The 18,250-nt window shown below is 62.3% G+C and carries 20 protein-coding genes and 1 pseudogene; 12 read left to right on the top strand and 9 right to left on the bottom strand.

The genetic code is table 11. The features are described from left to right. The first annotated feature begins 11 nt into the window (after positions 1-11). Positions 12-938, top strand: a complete 927-nt coding sequence (locus KBY85_RS06260) for a putative selenate ABC transporter substrate-binding protein (RefSeq protein ID WP_254960642.1) — start codon at positions 12-14, stop codon at positions 936-938. A 61-nt stretch (positions 939-999) separates the two neighbouring features. Further along, complete coding sequence (locus tag KBY85_RS06265; protein ID WP_254929692.1) at positions 1,000-1,224, top strand: hypothetical protein; 225 nt, start codon at positions 1,000-1,002, stop codon at positions 1,222-1,224. Between the two features lie 121 nt (positions 1,225-1,345). Here the strand turns inward: KBY85_RS06265 and KBY85_RS06270 are convergent, their stop codons facing one another. Together KBY85_RS06270 and KBY85_RS06275 are read right to left on the bottom strand one after the other, a co-directional pair. Beyond that, a complete protein-coding gene (locus KBY85_RS06270; RefSeq protein ID WP_254960643.1) occupies positions 1,346-2,983 on the bottom strand; it encodes an urea transporter in 1,638 nt (545 codons plus the stop codon). Positions 2,984-2,987: 4 nt separating this feature from the next. Continuing rightward, positions 2,988-4,469, bottom strand: a complete 1,482-nt coding sequence (locus KBY85_RS06275) for an arginase family protein (RefSeq protein ID WP_254960644.1) — start codon at positions 4,467-4,469, stop codon at positions 2,988-2,990. A gap of 173 nt (positions 4,470-4,642) precedes the next feature. Here KBY85_RS06275 and KBY85_RS06280 point away from each other — a divergent pair, with 173 nt between their 5' ends. The 5 genes from KBY85_RS06280 (at position 4,643) to KBY85_RS06300 (ending at position 8,877) form a co-directional block, all read left to right on the top strand. After that, positions 4,643-4,873: a hypothetical protein gene (locus KBY85_RS06280; protein WP_254960645.1), complete on the top strand. Its 231-nt coding sequence runs from the start codon at positions 4,643-4,645 to the stop codon at positions 4,871-4,873. A gap of 32 nt (positions 4,874-4,905) precedes the next feature. Beyond that, positions 4,906-5,652 carry an ATP-binding cassette domain-containing protein gene (locus KBY85_RS06285; RefSeq protein WP_254960646.1) on the top strand — a complete coding sequence of 249 codons (747 nt, stop codon included), beginning with the start codon at positions 4,906-4,908 and terminating at the stop codon, positions 5,650-5,652. Continuing rightward, positions 5,649-7,235 carry an ABC transporter permease gene (locus KBY85_RS06290; RefSeq protein ID WP_254960647.1) on the top strand — a complete coding sequence of 529 codons (1,587 nt, stop codon included), beginning with the start codon at positions 5,649-5,651 and terminating at the stop codon, positions 7,233-7,235. The genes KBY85_RS06285 and KBY85_RS06290 overlap by 4 nt, the downstream gene beginning before the upstream one ends. Next, positions 7,192-7,872 carry a GDSL-type esterase/lipase family protein gene (locus KBY85_RS06295; RefSeq protein WP_254960649.1) on the top strand — a complete coding sequence of 227 codons (681 nt, stop codon included), beginning with the start codon at positions 7,192-7,194 and terminating at the stop codon, positions 7,870-7,872. The genes KBY85_RS06290 and KBY85_RS06295 overlap by 44 nt, the downstream gene beginning before the upstream one ends. A 105-nt stretch (positions 7,873-7,977) precedes the next feature. After that, positions 7,978-8,877 carry a sigma-70 family RNA polymerase sigma factor gene (locus KBY85_RS06300; protein ID WP_254960650.1) on the top strand — a complete coding sequence of 300 codons (900 nt, stop codon included), beginning with the start codon at positions 7,978-7,980 and terminating at the stop codon, positions 8,875-8,877. On the opposite strand, the gene KBY85_RS06305 is transcribed toward KBY85_RS06300, so the two are convergent. Next, on the bottom strand, positions 8,835-9,608 hold the full coding sequence (locus KBY85_RS06305) for a DUF92 domain-containing protein (protein ID WP_254960651.1): 774 nt from the start codon (positions 9,606-9,608) through the stop codon (positions 8,835-8,837). The genes KBY85_RS06300 and KBY85_RS06305 overlap by 43 nt on opposite strands. 43 nt (positions 9,609-9,651) lie before the next feature. Between KBY85_RS06305 and KBY85_RS06310 the strand changes: the two genes are divergently transcribed. After that, positions 9,652-10,107 carry a hypothetical protein gene (locus tag KBY85_RS06310; RefSeq protein WP_254960652.1) on the top strand — a complete coding sequence of 152 codons (456 nt, stop codon included), beginning with the start codon at positions 9,652-9,654 and terminating at the stop codon, positions 10,105-10,107. Here KBY85_RS06310 and KBY85_RS06315 read toward each other — a convergent pair. Then, positions 10,104-10,874, bottom strand: coding sequence for a 16S rRNA (uracil(1498)-N(3))-methyltransferase (locus KBY85_RS06315; protein WP_254960653.1), 771 nt, complete (start codon positions 10,872-10,874; stop codon positions 10,104-10,106). The genes KBY85_RS06310 and KBY85_RS06315 overlap by 4 nt on opposite strands. A 119-nt stretch (positions 10,875-10,993) precedes the next feature. Beyond that, a pseudogene (locus KBY85_RS06320) lies at positions 10,994-11,437 on the bottom strand (DUF3531 family protein); the annotation flags it as partial. A gap of 61 nt (positions 11,438-11,498) precedes the next feature. On the opposite strand from KBY85_RS06320, the gene KBY85_RS06325 reads away from it, so the two are divergent. Together KBY85_RS06325 and hslO are read left to right on the top strand one after the other, a co-directional pair. Beyond that, the gene (locus tag KBY85_RS06325; protein WP_254960654.1) at positions 11,499-12,179 is read left to right on the top strand and encodes an ABC transporter ATP-binding protein; all 681 of its coding nucleotides are present in this window, start codon (positions 11,499-11,501) and stop codon (positions 12,177-12,179) included. Then, positions 12,176-13,093: an Hsp33 family molecular chaperone HslO gene (gene hslO, locus KBY85_RS06330; protein ID WP_254960655.1), complete on the top strand. Its 918-nt coding sequence runs from the start codon at positions 12,176-12,178 to the stop codon at positions 13,091-13,093. The genes KBY85_RS06325 and hslO overlap by 4 nt, the downstream gene beginning before the upstream one ends. 60 nt (positions 13,094-13,153) lie before the next feature. Here hslO and KBY85_RS06335 read toward each other — a convergent pair whose 3' ends face one another. The 4 genes from KBY85_RS06335 to KBY85_RS06350 all read right to left on the bottom strand — a co-directional run bounded on the left by KBY85_RS06335 (position 13,154) and on the right by KBY85_RS06350 (position 15,622). Continuing rightward, on the bottom strand, positions 13,154-13,831 hold the full coding sequence (locus tag KBY85_RS06335; RefSeq protein ID WP_254960656.1) for a CPP1-like family protein: 678 nt from the start codon (positions 13,829-13,831) through the stop codon (positions 13,154-13,156). A 68-nt stretch (positions 13,832-13,899) separates the two neighbouring features. After that, on the bottom strand, positions 13,900-14,139 hold the full coding sequence (locus KBY85_RS06340) for a hypothetical protein (RefSeq protein ID WP_254960657.1): 240 nt from the start codon (positions 14,137-14,139) through the stop codon (positions 13,900-13,902). A gap of 92 nt (positions 14,140-14,231) precedes the next feature. Next, positions 14,232-15,299, bottom strand: a complete 1,068-nt coding sequence (arsB, locus tag KBY85_RS06345) for an ACR3 family arsenite efflux transporter (RefSeq protein WP_254960658.1) — start codon at positions 15,297-15,299, stop codon at positions 14,232-14,234. Then, a complete protein-coding gene (locus tag KBY85_RS06350; protein WP_254960660.1) occupies positions 15,296-15,622 on the bottom strand; it encodes a helix-turn-helix transcriptional regulator in 327 nt (108 codons plus the stop codon). Before KBY85_RS06350 ends, arsB begins: the two co-directional genes overlap by 4 nt. 78 nt (positions 15,623-15,700) lie before the next feature. On the opposite strand from KBY85_RS06350, the gene KBY85_RS06355 reads away from it, so the two are divergent. Then, positions 15,701-16,726, top strand: coding sequence for an ArsJ-associated glyceraldehyde-3-phosphate dehydrogenase (locus KBY85_RS06355; protein ID WP_254960662.1), 1,026 nt, complete (start codon positions 15,701-15,703; stop codon positions 16,724-16,726). Between the two features lie 9 nt (positions 16,727-16,735). Then, positions 16,736-17,992 carry an organoarsenical effux MFS transporter ArsJ gene (arsJ, locus tag KBY85_RS06360; RefSeq protein ID WP_254960664.1) on the top strand — a complete coding sequence of 419 codons (1,257 nt, stop codon included), beginning with the start codon at positions 16,736-16,738 and terminating at the stop codon, positions 17,990-17,992. Positions 17,993-18,250 lie beyond the last annotated feature (258 nt).

An 18,250-nucleotide genomic window follows, 5' to 3' on the forward strand; every position in this document is an offset into this window, starting at 1 on the left:
TTTCCAAATAAATGTCCACCCGAGAACGTTTGACCGCCGCATTGACGGGGCTTTGCCTAGCCCTGCTACCGGCGGTCCTCCCCCCCGTGCCCGCCTCCCTGCTGCCGGCGGCCGCAGCCCAGCAGGTGCTGCGCATCGGTGCCATCCCCGACCAGAACCCTGAAAAGCTGAACCGCCTTTACGGCCTGGTGGCCGATGAGCTCAGCCAGCAACTAGGTGTGAAGGTCAGCTACGTGCCCGTCACCGATTACGCAGCTGCTGTTAGCGCCTTCCGCACCGGCAGTCTTGATCTGGTGTGGTTTGGCGGTCTCACCGGCGTGCAGGCCAGCCTGCAGAAACCCGGTGCCCAGATGCTTGCCCAGCGAGACATCGACGCGCAGTTTTACACCGTGTTTATCGCCAATGCCCGCAGCGGCCTTAAGCCGATCCAGAACCAGAAAGGGCTGGTGGCACTCAAGGGCAAGCGCTTCACCTTTGGCTCGGAAAGCTCCACCTCCGGCCGGCTGATGCCCCAGTACTTCCTCGCTCAGGCAGGCGTCAAGTTGGCTGATTTCGCTGGCGGAGCCCCCGGCTTCAGTGGCAGCCACGACGCCACCATCGCCCTGGTGCAGAGCGGCACCTACGACGCCGGCGCCGTCAATGAGCAGGTGTGGAAGAGCAACCTGCGCAGCGGGAAGGCCAACCGCAGCAAGGTGGTGCAGATCTGGCGCACCCCCAGCTACCCCGACTACCTATGGCTGGGCCAGCCCAACCTCGACCAGCGCTTCGGCAAGGGCTTCAGCGCCAAGCTGCGCCAGTCGATCATCAGCTGGCGAGCCACTGACCCAGAGCAAAAGCAGATCTTGAGCCTGTTTGGTGCCCAGCAATTCACCACGGTGAAGCCGGACGAATACAAGCAGATCGAGCAGGTGGGGCGGCAAATCGGCAAGATCCGCTGACACAGGCCGGCGTTTGGGTCCAGCAGCATTCAGAATCAAGCCTCTCCAGCGCCTCAGATCCGTGGTCTGGTTGATTGATTTGGTCTTGCTGCTGGCAGGCTTTGTGCTTTGGAGCCGCGCCAATAATGAAGGCGATGAGGCTTGGTCCCTGTTTCTGCGCAGCATCGCCTTTCTTGATCTGGCCTTCATCACCTTCGGCAACGGCCAACTGCTGATTGAGATTCCCGCCCTCGCCCTTGCCCTGGCCCTGCCATCAGCGGCCAGCCTGCACCGGCGGCGCACCTGAAACGTCCATGAATCCCCGCGGCCCTGATCTGATTGAGGTTTCCTTAGTGGCTCTGATCCTGGCGCTGATCGTTTACCGCCTCACCCTGGTCTGAAGGAGCGCTCAGGTTGGGATGGCCGGTTCATGTAAGAAGCAGCTGGTCTACAAACTGGAGCCAGCTGAGGCCATCGGGAGAGCGGCTGAAGAGGAAGGACTCCTCCTCAGCATTAAGGGGACGTACGCCCACACTGGCCAGCAGACGCCTGAGCTCGGCCGGATCAAGCCGGTCATCGCCATTGGCATCGACTGGCAGCAAATAGTTGAGCAGCCGAGCCTCGCCAAGGTGCAAGCGCTGCAGGCGAAGCATCAGCTCACCAAACTCCTCGACATCCACCCGGCCATCCCCATCCAGGTCCATGACCTGCAAGACCCCAGCCAGCTGGACTGCCAGCACTCCACCCTCTCCGTCTTGCTGGGGATCAATCCCCAGACCCTCGAGCAGCTCCACCGCACTGATATCGCCATTGCCGTCTTGATCGAGTCGCTGAAACAGGGCCGACATTTGTTGCCGCATCTGCGCCAGAACCCGTCCAGCCAAAAAAGCGCGGCGCTGGCCGCTGATTGCCAGGTGCAGGTTTTGACGAAAATCAGCAAGCAGGGTGCGGGCCAACACAAAGCGCTGGCGATGCTCCTCCGGGGTCAAGGTGGCGTGCAGCGAAACCTGAAGCAGAGCTGGCAAGGCACGACGCACCAGCAGCTGAATCACCCAGGTGGCAAGCACAAAAGCCAAGGTGAGCGAAGGCCAGCCCTGAGCTGGAGTCAGGCTCCAACCGCACTGGAACAGGCTCGCCAAAGCCGCACCTCCCAGACCCACCGCCAAGCTGGCCCAGCTGGGGGCGTAAAAAATCCCCCCCAAGGCGATCGCCACCAGTAAGCCGTTGTATCCCCAGAGGCCTTGGGCGATCGCATCCAAAGGGGCATCGAGCAGAAGGCCGGTTGCCATGCCAACCAGGGCACCAAGCAAACCCAGTCCCGCCGCCAGGGGGCTGGCGAGGGCTGTGGCAAGTAACACCAGCAGGCCACTCCAGGGGTTGGCGCAGAGAAAAACCTGACCCGCGGATCGGAGCAGCCCATGGGTGAGGGCCTGCGAGGTGCTGGCAAGCTCGGGCATCGGGACCGGTTCGGCCAGCGCCAATGCCGCCCCCGGAGCAAGGGAAGCCAATCCCAGCAAGCCCCATGTAACAAGAATGAACGGCAGGGTGAGTGGTGGTAGCCCCAGGGAACGGTTGATTCCCCTGCCCAGCCCCTCAAGCAGCAAGGTGGTCAGCGCACCACCAAGCAGCACCAAAGCAGCCCAAATCAGGCTGGAGAGGGGGCGATCGAACTGGGCGAAATTGGCGACGGCGCAGCCCACCAAGGCGCCGTTGAAGCCGTAGATGCCCTCGCTCCGCAACCCCTCCGGCAAGCAGAGGAGCCGAGCTGTGCAGTGGGAAGCTGCGGTACCCAGCAGGGCCAACAGAGCACACCAAGGCGACTGCACCAGGAAGGCGAACAGCAACACCAGCCCACTGAGGGGATTGTTAATGAAGATCACCTGGGCCAATCCACGTAAACCTGCCAATAGCGAAACCAGGCCGGGGTTGAGTCGCGCGACAGGGCCATGCAGCTGATGCAGGGTGCCCATGGTGGGCAGCAGCTGTTGAAGCCTGGAGGGCAGGTCAACAGCAGGCTCGAGCAAATCTCTAAGCAGCTCAAAGGCCGATTTCACAGACCTGTCCATCGGCCTAGAGGCGGGCGTCGAGCACCTCTAACACATCCTGATAAACGCTAAGTGACACTTCTGCCAAGGTATTAAGACTATCTAGATGGGGGTTAATTTCACAGATTTCCCAGCAGCAAACCCTAGGGTCTGCCAGTAGGGACCGGGTGAGCTGGCGAGCCTCATCAGCCCAAAGGCCACCAGGCACGGGCGTGCCGGTGCCCTTGCAGATAGTGGAGTCCATGCAATCCACATCGAAGCTCACATAGATCAATTCGACTTGGCTGAGATGATCTAGACAGCGCTGAGCTGCCTGCTCTGGCCCCAATCGCCGAACATCGTCTGTCGTAATGACCGGGATGGAGAAATGCTCAAGCGTGAAATTTTCAGCAGGCTCCGTATCACGTACTGCCACATAAATTAGATCTTCAAGCAGGATCGACGGCGATCCTGTGCCATTGAGATATTGGAGCTCTTGCCAAAGCAACCTGGTCGTTGAATCGGGCTCGTTGATGGCCTCAATGGTGTTGTCGTGAGCCGAGGCAATGGCCAAAGGCATGCCGTGCATGTTGCCGGAGGGCGTGGTGTAGGGAGAATGGATATCGGCATGGGCATCGATCCACACCACGCCCAGGCGCCGATCGGGATGGGCCTGGCGAATGCCGGCGATGGTGGCGGCAGCCGTGGAATGATCGCCAGCGATCACGATTGGGAACAATCCGCGCTCCAGGGTGGAGGCCACCAAGGCGGCCGCCTCCCGCATCACTCCGGCAATCGTCTCGATATGGCGTGCGTGGGGGGTGGAGGTGGCGGAGCCCAGCTCCGCGGCTCGTGCTCCAGGCCTTGTCTGACCTTTGATTTCCTCAATCAACCGATCGCTGATTTGGCGCAGCCCCTGCTGACGGGCAGCGGCCTGCTTGAGCAAATCAATGCCAGAACCAGCTCCCGGCGTGCCAGCACCAAGGTCACAATCGACCTCCACCAAGGCAACCCTGGAGCGGCTGGAGGCGCTTACATACTGGGCCAGGGTCTTTTTCAGTCGCTTCAGATCTGCCAGCGAAAGCTCGATCACCGCATCGGCTTCGAGTAGCTGCAGAAATTCTTCAACGCTGATGCAATTATCCCCATCTCGATCGAGGGCTGCCAGCAACCGATCTGCCTCTGGTAGATCGGCGCAGGAGGGCGCCAGGGCCGCAAGCAACACCTCCAGCTCCTGGAAACTGAGGCTGCCGCTGCCATCACTATCTACTAATTCAAAGATCTCGCGCAGGCAGGAGGCAACAGCCAAACCTGGCCGGCCTTGGGCCCAGCCACTGAAAGCCGCCAGCTCCACCTCCCCATCGCAGCCAACCAGATCACGCAGAGCTTGGCGATCTTCAATAGCAACCACTCCAGCCATGCTGGCGAGAACATGCTCCACCTCATGCGCAGATATTTTCCCGTCGCCGTCTTGATCAAACAGACTAAATAGACCGACGAATTCATCTGAACGAGAGGATATTGACACTATGAAGGATCAAAATGATTGAACAGGTTGACTGAATTGATTTCAGCAAATCCTGCCTTATACACAACATAAAAGTCGATCAAGCCCTCGGCAAACGTGCCCATTGCTACTGAAATAAGAAAGCCTTCGGTTTGCAGGGGCTTAGCCTGGCTCGCGATGACGTCCGGTTCGCCATGGAGTTCAAGGGATCCCTGGATGAGCTCAAGGAGTTGGTTGCCCAATTAGGGGTGCCGTGTCAATGGCAACACAAGGGGGCTTTTGAGCTCGCCGTTTTTGAAGATGGCGTCAGCAATCTGAAGCTCAACTGGTGGCCCCGGGACGGAATCCTGCGATTGGTGGGAGATCCGGAGGTTCGCGACAGCCTGCAGGCAAAACTGCAAGAAATTCTGAGCGGTCATGGCTAGAAGCCAAATGACCGGATGAACCAGGCCCGCATGTGACGTCCCTACTGATCCTCCAAGACATCACCGTCAAGGGCCGCAGCCAGCCTCGCCTTGATCGGGTGTCGCTGCAGGTTGATGCCGGTGAACGGATCGCCCTGCTGGGTCCCAGCGGAGCTGGCAAAAGCACCCTGCTTGCCGTGGCCAATGGCTTGCTGACCCCGCAGCAGGGCAGGGTGTTTTGGCAAGGGGAGGCACGGGCCCGCAGCGGACGGGCCCGGCGACGACAGCAAGCCCGGATCGGCACCCTCTGGCAAGACCTGCGCCTGATCGAGGAGCTCACCGTGCAGCAAAACCTCAACGCCGCCCGGCTAGCGGTCTGGGGCTGGCCGCGGGCCCTGCTCAACCTGCTGATGCCCCTAGAGACCAAGGCCTGCACAACGATGTTGCAGCGGCTTGATCTCGATCCAGCCCTGCTCAGCCAGCCCGTCTCCGCCCTCTCCGGCGGCCAGCGCCAGCGGGTGGCCCTAGCTCGACTACTGCGACAGGAACCCGAACTGCTTCTAGCCGATGAACCTTTAGCCAGCCTTGATCCCCGCCTGGCCGGCGAGCTGTTAACCCTCCTGCTGGAGCTCGCCAACCCGCCTCGGGCCTTGCTGCTGAGCCTGCACCGTCCCGATTTGCTGGCTGGTTTCGATCGGGTGCTGGGGCTGCGGGCCGGGCGCCTTGTCTTTGACCAACCCATGGCCAGCCTTGAGCCAGGCCAGCTCACGGAGCTTTACGCCGGGACCCCAGGGGCATGAGACCAGCGGCGCCGTTGTGGGTGTTGCTGCCCGCCCTAATTGTGCTGCCGCTGCTGGCGTTGCTGCCGGGAATCAGCCATGGCGGTGGCTGGGAGCTGGTGGGGCAATTTGCTGCCGCAGCCCTGCGGCCTTCCCTTGATCCCATAGTGCTGGGATCGGTGCTGGGCGGCCTAGCCGTAACAGCCGGCATGGCCCTATTGGGCTGGGCCGGCAGCCTGGTGCTGGGCTTGGTGCTGGGAATCGCTAGTTCAAGGGTGGTGTGGCGCACCTGTTACGGCAGCGCTGCTCCAGCCAGCTGGATACGCCGCCTACTAGCCATACCGCGCTCGATTCACGAGCTGCTCTGGGGGCTGCTGTTGCTTCAGGTGGTCGGGCTTCAACCAGTGGTGGCGGTAGTGGCAATCGCCATTCCGTTTGGAGCGCTGGTAGCCCGGGTGGTCAGCGACCTGCTGGATGCCCTGCCCACCGCCAGCCTGGAGGCCCTGCGCTGCGGCGGCAGCCCCGCCCCCACCGCCCTATTCACGGCCCTGGGGCCGCCCCTGCTGCCCCAGGTGATCAGCTACAGCGGCTACCGGCTCGAATGCGCCTTGCGCAGCGCCACCCTGCTGGGAGTTTTTGGCCTGGGCGGGCTGGGCACCGAGCTGCGCCTCACCCTGCAATCGCTGGCCTTCAACGAGCTTTGGAGCGGCCTGTGGCTACTACTGGCGGTGATGCTGCTGCTGGAGGCCCTGATGGGCTGGCTGCGGCGTCGCTGGGCCATGCCGGCACGGCTGGGCCTGAGCCAGCGGGGGGTGGGCAGCCAGGGCCAGGAGATGGTGGCTGTGGCAATGGCCACGCTGCCCGTGCTGGTGCTGGTGGCATGGCGCCTGGAGGTGCAGCCCGCCACCCTGTTGCAGTGGCAAGGCCTGCCACCGCTGGGCGCGTCCGACTGGGGATCCGTGGCCGCCCTGCCCTGGCCGAGCCTGATAGGCAACACCCTGGTGCTCACCTTCGTAGCCGCGGCCCTAGCTGTGGGGCTGGCGCCGCTGCTACTGCTTCTAGCGACGCCCTGGCCTGCGGCGGGCGCGCTGGTGCGGGGGCTTTGGGCCCTGGGCCGGCTATGGCCGCCACCGCTAACGGCGCTGTTGCTTCTGTTTGTGCTCCAGCCCGGGGTGCTCACAGGTGCCCTTGCCCTGGGCTTCCACAACCTGGGCATTCTCGGACGCCTGCTACTAGAAGCCGCCGAAACCAGTGGCGGCAATAAGGAGCAGGCCCTGCTGGCCGCAGGGGTGGGTCCTCGCCTGGCCCTGCTCTACGGCCGCTTCAGCGGCCTGGCCCGTCCCTACTTGGCCTATGGCGCCTACCGGGCTGATGTGATTTTGCGCGAATCGGTGGTAGTGGGGCTGGTTGGGGCCACGGGCCTGGGCAGCCAGCTGCTGGAAGCCCTGAGTTCGTTTGCCGGCGACCAACTGCTGGCTCTTGTGCTGGCCTATGCGCTGCTGACCTTGCTGGGGGAAGATCTCAGCGACCGCGCACGCCAGTGGCTGCTGGAGACCCCCCATGGTGATGGCCATCCCCAGGAAGCTGGTGGCACTTGGCGATAGCGGCGTTTTGGGCTGGGGTGATCCCCTTGAGGGGGGCTGGTGCGAGCGGCTGCGGCGCCACTGGATGGAACTGCCGGGCGGCCCGGTGCTCTACAACCTCGGCGTGCGTGGCGATGGCCTGGAGCGACTGGCAGCCCGCCTCAGCGCTGAGGTTGGCTGCCGCGGTGAGCTACGACGCCAGCTGCCGCAGGGGATCCTGCTCGGCATAGGCCTCAACGACACCGCCCGGGTGGGACGGCCTGATGGGCGACCCCAACTGGATGCAGAAGGCTTTTTGTTTGGCTTGCAGCAGCTGCTGCACAAGGCCAAGGAGATCGCTGCGGTGCATGTGGTCGGCCTCACCCCGGTGGAGGAGAGCGCCATGCCCTATGCCGGGGTGCTCTGGTATTCCCTGGCAGACATCCGGCGCTACGAGGCCCTGCTGGAAGAGGCCTGCCTGGAGGCGAATGTGCCGTTCCTGCCCCTGCTGGAGGGGCTGCTGGCCGATTCCGACTGGCCCCTATGGCTGAGCAACGACGGCCTGCACCTCAACAGTGAGGGGCATCGCCGGGTATTTGAGCGGGTGCGCTCCTGGCCGGCCCTTCTGGACTGGGCCGATCTGCAGCTGCGCCAAGAGCCCACCCCCTTGGGCTACTAAGCAGCAATTACATATCACCCATTCGGGTGAGAGCGCTTCACCACCCTGGGGGAGCCAGCCGGATAGGCACCGCGGCGAAGGTAAAAACACCGACGCCTCCACCCCATGGCATCTGCCCACTCGAAAACATCTGCCCGCCAGCGCCGCAGCGGCCAAGCCGATCCAGCCCAGGCCGAGCTGGGCCCCTCCCAGCTGCACACCCGCAACCGCAGCTGGCTTGAGGCCATGGCCGCCAGCCCTGACGCCGCAACCAAGCTCTGGTGGCGCAACGCCCTGGTAGAGCACAACCTGGCCCTGGTGCGCATGGTGGCCCAGCGCCAGCGCCAACGCACGGGTCAACCTTTTGATGAGCTGGTTTCTGCAGGCTGCCTGGGGCTGATCCGGGCCGTAGAGACCTTCGACCTGCGCCAAACCTGCAATCTCAGCAGCTATGCGGTGCCCTACATCCGCGGCGCCATGCTTCACGACGTCCGCGACCACGGCCAGCCGCTGCACACCCCCCGGCGGCTGCGGGAACTACAGCAACGGGCCAGGCGGCTACAGGAGCAGCGCCGCAGCCAGGGCCTTGCACCGCTTGCCGCCGCAGATCTGGCCTTAGAGCTCGGTTGCAACACCGCCCAACTTGAGGAGGCCAGCGCAGTGCAGCGGGCACTGCAGGTGCGCAGTCTCGATGCCCCGCTCAGCGGCGAAGGCGAGCAGGCGGGCACCCTGCTCGACCAGCTGGCAGCCGGTTCAACAGCCGCAACCAGCGCAGGGGACGATCTGGGCGAAGATCTGACGGCTGGCGAAAGGGTTTTAGAGGCCCACTGGTTGCAGGCTCAGCTAAGCCGGCTGGGCGGCATCGAGCAGCGGTTGCTGCTGGGTCACTGGATCGAGGGTCTGGGCTGGTGCGAGCTGGCCCTTGAGCACAAGCTCAGCAGCCGCCAAGCCCGGCAGCGTGGCGAGGCCCTGCTGGCCTGGCTTCAGGAGAACGCCATCGCCAGCAGCGCAGCGATCGCCGTCTGAAGCCCGTTCACCAGCTCGTTACTGAGCCAGCCCCAACGCTGTTGGAAGCTGGCTCCGATCAGGCTTTCGATCAAGGTGGCCCCCAGTCCAACCAGGGTCACAAGCAGCCAGGCGCCGCTGCCAGCCAGCAGCCCCAGGGCCAGCATCAGGGCCGCCATCAGCGCACTGCCCGCCAGGCTGGCGGCGGTGCCCTCCAAGCTGATCGCCCCTTCCGTGCCGGGGGGCACCGGACGCAAGGTGGTGATCAGCAGCGTGTGGCGCCCCCAGCGCTTGCCGATTTCACTGCCGAATGTGTCGGCCAACTTGGCGGCGAAGCTGGCAGCAAAACCAACCAGCAGCAGCGGCGCCGCTGCTGGCGCCAGGGCGGCGGCGCCAGCCAGTAGGGCACCAGTAGCGGCCGAACCCCAAACGTTCTCCGGCCCTCGCAACCCGCCCCGCGCCTCCGCCAATCCCCGCGCCTGCTTGGTGCGAAAGCCCAGGCGCGTCACCAGGGAGCCCAGAGCCAGATAGATCACCACCGCCAGCCAGCCCCGCAGGCCGAGGCAACCCCACAGCAAGCTGCCGAGGATGCCCGCATGCACCCAGCCAGCGCGGGTGAGCAGGGGCAGGCGCTGGGCAAGGAAGATCAGCACCGCATTGAGGGCCACGGCCAGGAGCCAGTGGCTCCAGGTCTGGGGGGCGACGAGTGCAGGGGAGAGCAGGGCCGGCACTACAAGGTCCTGGGCAGACATCAGCACAGGGCAGCAGCGGCGCCAACAAAGTGTGTTGCACAGCGTGGCAGCAGCGTCAGAGGGCAGCGCAGCAACGGATAATCCCCATTACGACGCTGCTGCCGTGATGGTGTTCAACCGCAAGGCCTCCTTCTTCTTAGATCTAGGCAGCGAAGGGGCCACACCAGCGCAGGTGGCGATCGCCGAGGCCAAGCCCGATCCCAGCGAACCGGAAGCCAGCCAAGCGGCAACTTTCCAAATAGGAATTGGCTCGTCCACTCCAGATGCTGCTGATGCAGCAACACCAGCGAGCCCAGCTCCAGCAGGCACTGCACCCACCACTGCTGAAGCGATCGCTGCCGAATTACGGGCCGCCCAGGAGGCCCTGCCCCCACCCAGCAACGTCACCTTCGCCCCCGACTGCCTCAACCCCACCAACGCCCTGCCAAGCCGCCGTCGCCTAGCCGGCGCAAACCTGGCTGGTTATAAGGCGATGGCCTCTGGCATGTTCCGCAACTAACTCAGCTGGGCACGCCAGTGGCTGAGCAGCCCTGCTGCCGACACTGCAGCGGTGCTGCAACGCAAGATCGTGGTGCCCAAGCTCACGGCTTGCCAGCCGTGGGCCAGCGCCAAGGCTTCCTCCCCTGGAGTCCAGCCCCCCTCCGGGCCAATCGCCACAGTGAGCGGCTCGCTGGCACCAGGAGGTTCTCCTAAGCGCTCCAGCGCCTGGGCTAGCAGGGCCAGGCCCGGCCGTCTGGCGGTGCACAGCAGCCCCCGGCCTGAACCACCGGGAGGCCTGGCCCCCAGCAGCTCGGCAGCTGGCCGCAGCGTTTCCAGCTGGGGTTGCCACAGGCGCTCACACTGCTCCACCGCCTCCCGCAGGATCGCCTCTGCTCGCTCCGGCTTCAGGGAGTCGGCGGCAACGCTGCGCTGTGCCTGTAGAGGGGTGAACCGATCCACACCAAGTTCACAGGCCATGCGCAACAACACGTCGGCATCGCGCTTTGGCAGGGCCACCGCCAGCTGCAGTGGCGGCGCCGGTGGAGGCTCAAACGCCAGGGGGGAGCTGCGGGGCTGCTCCAGCAGAGCCTGATCGGCAGGACCCAACAGGGCAGTCCAGAGACTGCCTGCCCCATCCACCACCGCAAAGCGATCACCGGGGCGCAAGCGCAGCACCCGGCTGAGGTAATGGAGCTCCTGGCGATCCAGCTCCAGCTCAGCGCCAGCAGAGGGGCCGGCGGGCAAGCGACCGGGGGTAATTAGCAGACGGCGCAGATCCCGAGTCACGCTGCTTCCTAGTCGCGGGACTGGGGGTCTTCGTAATCTTCGCCAGCTTCACCATCGTCTTCGTCGTTGTCATCTTCATCGTTGTCGTCTTCGTCGTTGTCTTCATCCTCAAGCTCATCGAGGCCAGGGAACAGGGCATCGGGTTGCTCCTCGATCGGCCAGTCGTCGTTGAGGCCACCAATCAGCAACTCCTCAATTTCGAGCACGTCGTTGTTGAGCTGGCCCAAGGCATTGATCAACACGTCGAGAGCGAAGGCATCACTGGTGCCGAGATCCACCCAGCAGCGCGCCCACTCCTCCTGATATTCCATAGGGCCCATGTTGTGCATCAGGGCTGGCAGGGCGCCGGCAGCAGCCTCGTGGCTGTAGTCCATCCAGCCCAGCTCCGCTCCCTCCTCGTGGGCCTGGAGGTTTTCGGCGTTGAAGCCCCCCAACTTGCCCAGGTAAAACCAACTATCGAAGGCGGTTTCCAAGTAGCCGCGCTCACCCGAACCCACCGGGTGGGGGAAACGCATCCAGATCCAGCAGTTGAAGGGATTGAATTCGCGGAAACGCACCTCCATGGCGGATTGGCTGCAACAGAGAACTGGCTCAATCAAACACGCCCACCGGCATGCTGGGGGGATGCTTGAGCTCCGCAACGTCAGCTACCAACCGGCCACGGCGGTGGCACCGGTGCTCTGCGGCGTCAGCCTCACCCTGGCCGTGGGCCGCGCTTCCCTGGTGGCCGGCCGCAGTGGCAGTGGCAAAACCACCCTGCTGGAGGTGATCAGCGGCTTGGCCGAGCCCTCTAGCGGCCAGGTGCTGTGGGAAGGCGAGCGGCTCAATGGTCGCCAGCTGCGCTGGCTATGCGGCCTGGTGTTTCAGTTTCCGGAGCGCCATTTCCTCGGCCTCAGCGTGGGGCAGGAGCTGAAGCTCGGTCACCGCCGGCTCACAGCAGAAGAGGCCCAGGCAGCCCTGCAGCTGGTGGGTATGGAAGGGTTGTCATTGCAGCAGGCGCCGGAGCAGCTCAGCGGCGGCCAGCAAAGGCGCCTGGCCCTGGCAGTGCAGCTGCTGCGCAACCCCCGGGTGCTGCTGCTGGATGAACCCACCGCAGGCCTCGACTGGGCCGTTCGTGGCGAAATCCTTGAGCTATTGGCGGTCCTCTCCCAGGAGCGGGCCGTGCTGGTGGTCACCCACGAGCCGGAGCTATTTCGCGGCGTGATCGATGGTGGCTGGCGACTGGAGCAGGGCCAGCTGGAACCCCTCGGCGCGCTGCCTACGATGGCCCCAACGATGGCCACACCCCAGGAAAACCAGCCTTGAGCGACCAACTTCTCCGGGCCACAGCCGCCGGCGGCGGCATCCGCATGGTGGCGGTCAGCACCACCCAGGCCAGCCGCACCGCCAGGGAGCGCCACCAGCTCTCTTTTCTCGCCAGTGCCCTGCTGGGCCGCGCCATGACGGCTGGGCTGCTGCTGGCCAGCTCGATGAAGGTGGCCCACGGCCGCGTCAACCTGCGCATTGCCTCCGATGGCCCCCTGAAGGGCCTGATGGTGGATGCGGGCCGCAACGGCACTGTGCGCGGCCATGTGGGCTATCCGGGCTTGGAGCTCGAGCTGCTTAAAGATCCAGAAGGCCTGGCCCACTTTGACTTCAAAACCGCCTGCGGCACCGGCTATCTGCACGTGGTGCGAGATCTGGGTGAAGGCGAGCCCTTCAGCTCAACGGTGGAGCTGGTGAGCGGCGGCATCGGCGAAGACCTGGCTTCCTATCTGCTGCACTCCGAGCAGACCCCTTCAGCGGTATTCGTGGGCGAGCAGCTCGACAAGAGTGGTGTGGTTTGCAGTGGCGGCGTGCTGGTGCAGGTGATGCCAAAGGCCGCCCGCGAACCAGCCCTAGTGGCCCTTCTCGAGGAGCGCTGCCGCGAGGTGAAGCACTTCAGCCAACGACTAGCCGAGTGCGAAGGCCAGCTACACAACCTGCTCGAAGATATTTTCCCAGACCTCGATCCCCAGCCCCTGGAAGATGCTGAGGCCTGTACGCCGGTGCGGTTCCACTGCCCCTGCAGCCGGGAGCGCAGCGTCAGCGCCCTGAAACTGCTTGGCCACGTCGAACTCAACTCAATTTTAGTAGAAGACGGCCATGCCGAACTTATCTGCCACTTCTGTAATGAGATCTACACGGTTGGGTCAGCAGAACTTAGCGAACTAATCGCAGAGTTCGCTCCTGGCATGTAGGTAGCAATGCCTGAGCTGTTCCAATAATCAAACAATTAGCTGGTTAAGTCATTAACCAAATCAACCAATCAGCAGGGCCCCAAGCAACAACAGCAGCAGAGCCGGCAGGCTTTGCACTTGGGTAAGGCTCAATGGCAACCCAAGCGGCAAGGTGCTGGAGAGAGCACCGGCCAAAATCGCACCCACCAGCAATCCGGCGCAGAGAAGGGCGAAGCCCCAGCCCACCGCAGCCAGGAAGCGGCGGTTACGCCACTGCAGGTTGATAACTACCATTGCGGTAGCAAAGGCCAGCACCAGATCCGGGGGGAAGCCTGGAGCGAGCAGCAGTAGGAGCAGTAGAGCCCCAGATGTGGCCAGGGGGAACCAGAGCTCCCGACCAGTGGCTAGAGCCAAGCCAGGAAGCCTGAGCTGGGGAGCGGAAACCCTGGGCAACTGAAGCTGAGGCAGGGCCGGTACTGCCAGCTTGGGCGGCGGCGGCGCCAGTTGCTCCCGCTGGGAGGCGGACTTAGCCGCGCTACTCACGCGACCCTGCTGACGCTCTTTGAGGCGCTCCATTAAGACAGCGTCGTAGGCAGCCTCGATCCGCGAGCGCGCCATGGTGTCGTCACCCACCTCGTCGAGCCGGGCCAATTTGGCGGCCTGAACCTCGTCGAAGCCAGCATCAGCAGGCACGCCCAGCAGCTCGTAAGGGCCAGAGGGGTCGGCAGCCGGTGATGGCTGGTCGGAGCGTTGGGTCATGACAAGCCGCGGAACGGCACAGGGGGGATCACAAAACGTTCCCTAGAGGTCAGCGTATCGAGGCCTGACTAAAACAGGGGCTCACTAGAGAGAAATCCAGACTCGAGTTGCAGTCGGCGTCTGCAGCTCTCTGCTTCCTCAGCCCCGAGTCGCTTGCGGTGCTTGAGCAGGGGAAGCTGGGGTGGCAAGTGGCTACCTTCCCGCATCTCAACCGTGGTCGCACCAATAGGTCCCTGGGCGGGCAGGAAACTCACGTAATCGCAGCCCCCGTCTGGGCGGGGACGCACCAGCCAAAGAGGCTTGGGCATCACTGTGATGGTTCGTTACCTAACAGTCTGGCGCGCCCGCTCCCCCGCCGTGAGAGTTCCCCTGCCATGAAGCCCATGACATGGGAAAGCGCTCAATTTTCATAAACCACAGGAAACCAGCGCCTCAAAGCCCGCGAGACGTAAACCAGGCCCACCAAAACAGGAACCTCGATCAGGGGGCCAACGACCCCGGCCAGAGCCTGCTGGGAAGTGACACCCCAAACACTGATACTGACGGCAATTGCCAGCTCAAAGTTGTTGCCAGCAGCAGTGAAGGCGAGCGAAGAGGTGCGGCGATAGTCGAGGCCACTACAGCGGCCAACGACAAAGGCCAGGCTCCACATCAGAACGAAATAAATGAACAGTGGAATGGCTATCCACAACACCTGAAGCGGATCAGATGTAATGGCCTGACCCTGCAAAGCGAACATCACCACAATCGTGAACAGCAGGCCATAAAGGGCCCAGGGAGCAAGCCGTGGCAAAAAGGTTTTTTCATACCAGCGCACACCTTTGGTTCGCACGCCAATGCGTCGGGTAAGGAAGCCTGCAAGCAAAGGGACTCCCAAAAAAATCATCACTGCCTTGGCAATCTCCCAAAGCGAGAAATTCACCACCTCACTGTTAAGACCAAGCCAGCCCGGCAGGATCTGAAGATAAAAGCTGCCAAGCAGGGCGTAAGCGAGCACCTGAATAACGGAATTTATGGCCACAAGCAAAGCAGCCGCTTCCCGATCGCCCCCAGCCAGATCAATCCAGATCAACACCATCGCAATGCACGGGGCAATACCAATCAGGATCAAGCCAGTACGGAATTCGGGCTGATCAGGTAAAAACAGCCAAGCCAGGCAGAACATCAGCAAGGGTCCCAAACCCCAAACCAAACCAAGCGCAAGCCCCAGCAGCTTGCGGTCGCTGGCCACCCGCGCTAATTCCCCGTAGCGAACCTTGGCCAGCACCGGATACAGCATCATCAATAGACCCAGCGCAATCGGCAGGGAGGTGTGGCCTACCTGCACGGTGCCAAGCAGCGACTGAAGACCAGGCAATAGGCGACCAAGCAACAGACCGCTCGCCATTGCCAAAAGGATCCACAACGGCAAAAGCCGATCAAGCAAAGAAAGTCGAGCCAAAACGGGCTCTTGAGCAGGGGAGGTCATCGGCAAGAGGGGGCAGGAGTTGAGCATTTGGCAGCCAAATCCCCTAGCCAGCAGCGCAACTGCTCAATCGCATCGGTGCGCAGGCTGTAGTACACCCAGCGGCCCTCATCTCGTGCCTCAATCAACCCAGCCTCTCGCAAAACCTTGAGATGGAAAGAGAGCTTGGATTGGGCCAGGCCGAGCTCACTGGTGAGCTCACAAACACAGCGCTCACCAACCCCCAAGGCTTCAAGCACCTGGAGCCTGAGGGGATCGGCCATGGCCTTAAGCAGGGCCCGAGCCTTGGCGGGATCAAGCGCCACAGGGTGATCTAGAACACACATGCACCAATTTTAGTTGATCTATCAACTGATGTTGATTTAAGGTCTGGCGACCCATGCCGCCATTGTCGGCTCTGCGCCATGAAAATCGGCATCAACGGCTTTGGCCGCATCGGCCGCCTGGTGTTTAGGGCCCTGTGGGGCCGTCCCGGCATTGAGCTTGTCCACGTCAACGATTGCGGCGGTGATGCTCAAACCGCCGCCCACCTGCTCGCCTTCGACTCCGTTCATGGCCGCTGGCAACAGGCGGTGCAAGGAAATACGCGCGGCTTCTTCGTGGGCAGCCAGGCGGTGAGCTACACGCGCCAGAGCGATCCCACCGCCGTGCCCTGGAAGGAAGCTGGCGTGGAGATGGTGCTGGAGTGCAGCGGCAAGTTCAAAACACCGGAAACACTCCATCCCTACTTCGACCAGGTAGGCCTCAAGCGCGTGGTGGTGGCCTGCCCAGTGAAGGGTGAGATCGCCGGGGCCGAAGCCCTCAACGTTGTATTCGGCATCAATCACCACCTCTACGACCCCGAGCAGCACCGTTTGCTCACGGCGGCCTCCTGCACAACCAACTGCCTGGCACCGGTCGTGAAGGTGATTCACGAGGGCTTTGGCATCAAGCACGGCTCGATCACCACCCTCCACGACGTCACCAACACCCAGGTAGTGGTGGATGGCTTCAAAAGTGACCTGCGCCGGGCCCGCTCCTGCATGCAGAGCCTGATCCCCACCACCACGGGATCAGCCAAGGCGATTGGAATGATCTTTCCAGAGCTGCAAGGAAAACTAAACGGCCACGCCGTGCGGGTGCCACTGCTAAACGCCTCACTCACCGATGCGGTATTTGAATTAAGGCGCGAGGTGACAGTGGAGGAGGTAAACAGCGCCTTTGAGGTCGCTGCCAACGGAACACTGCGCGGCATTCTCGGCTACGAAACCAGGCCGCTGGTCTCAGTTGATTATGTAAATGATGATCGCAGCGCCATAGTCGATGCCGCTTCGACCATGGTCGTTAATGGCACCCAGCTCAAGGTGTACGCCTGGTATGACAACGAGTGGGGCTACAGCTCTCGCATGGCCGATCTGGTGAGCCATGTAGCCCTGATCGACGAGCGCTGAGCCAGAGCCATGAGCCGCGCCCTTTCAGCCCTGCAGCAATACATGATCGTGACGGCCAATTACTGGGCCTTCACCCTCACCGATGGCGCCCTGCGCATGCTCGTGGTGTTCCACTTCCACGAGCTTGGCTACAGCACCCTTGAAATCGCCTTTCTGTTTCTTTTTTATGAGTTTTTTGGCATCATCACCAATCTCTATGGCGGCTGGCTGGGAGCTCGCTTTGGTCTGCGGCTAACTCTCTGGTGCGGCACCTTAATGCAGGTGGCGGCACTACTGATGCTGATCCCAGTGGCTGAAGACTGGCCCAAATGGTGGAGCGTGGTCTATGTGATGGTGGCCCAGGCGATCAGCGGCATAGCCAAAGATCTCAACAAAATGAGTGCCAAGAGCGCCATTAAAACCGTGGTACCTGAAACTCCGGAAAACCACAGCAAGGGAGAGGGTCAACTTTTTAAGTGGGTAGCGATTCTCACCGGCTCCAAAAATGCCCTCAAAGGTGTGGGCTTCTTTCTTGGCGGAGTGTTGCTCACCACAATCGGCTTCAATCTCGCGGTGGCAGCAATGGCGGCCGGATTGTTTTTGGCTTTCCTAGTGACCCTGGTGCTGCCTGCAGAAATCGGCAAGATGAAACAGAAGCCTGGCTTCACAGCGCTGTTTTCCAAGAGCCGCGGCATCAACGTGTTGTCGCTGGCTCGCTTCTTCCTATTTGGTGCTCGAGACGTATGGTTTGTGGTGGCCCTACCCGTATTTCTACAGAGCGCCCTGGGGTGGCGCTCCTGGGAAGTAGGCGGCTTCATGGGCCTGTGGGTGATCTGCTACGGAATCGTGCAGGGGTCGGCCCCGGCCCTGCGCAGGGCCTGGGGCCAGAGCGCACCTCCAGGAGTAGCAGCAGTGCAGTTTTGGAGTGCGGTCCTCACCGCTATTCCAGCCCTGATTGCAATTGCGTTGTGGCGAGAGGTTGGCCAGCCTGGGGTAGCAGTAGTGGGGGGATTGGCCGTATTTGGCGTGGTGTTTGCGATGAATTCATCAATTCACAGCTACATGGTGCTGGCATACACCGACACTGAATCTGTGAGCCTTAATGTGGGTTTCTATTACATGGCAAATGCAGCAGGTCGCCTACTCGGCACCGTGCTCTCCGGAACCCTATTTATGCTGGGAGGGCTTCAGACTTGCCTGTGGAGCTCGGCCATAATGGTTGCTCTAGCTGCCTTAGTGAGCACTCGCCTGCCAACGCCACCGCGGCAGCTTATAGAAACCAGCTAATTCTGAAGGCTACTGACCAGATTTATTAATTTTTCTCCAAAAGCCAGCGGATTAGCCACGCACCTTTTTCGGCACAAATATCAAACTAGGGCTAACAGCCTGGAGGCAAGGATGCAGCCCTTATATTCAGAAGAATAAACCCGGTGACTGCCAGGAAAGATGACGTCTCTGCTGCTGATCAGGCAGCCATGGCAAATGTAGCTGGTTGATGTTCGATTTCCGGGGGTGGTGGATTGATCCAGACCACTTCCGGTTGAC

The sequence above is a fragment of the Cyanobium sp. BA5m-10 genome, from assembly GCF_024346255.1.
In the GTDB taxonomy this organism is placed as follows: Bacteria; Cyanobacteriota; Cyanobacteriia; order PCC-6307; family Cyanobiaceae; genus Cyanobium_A; species Cyanobium_A usitatum.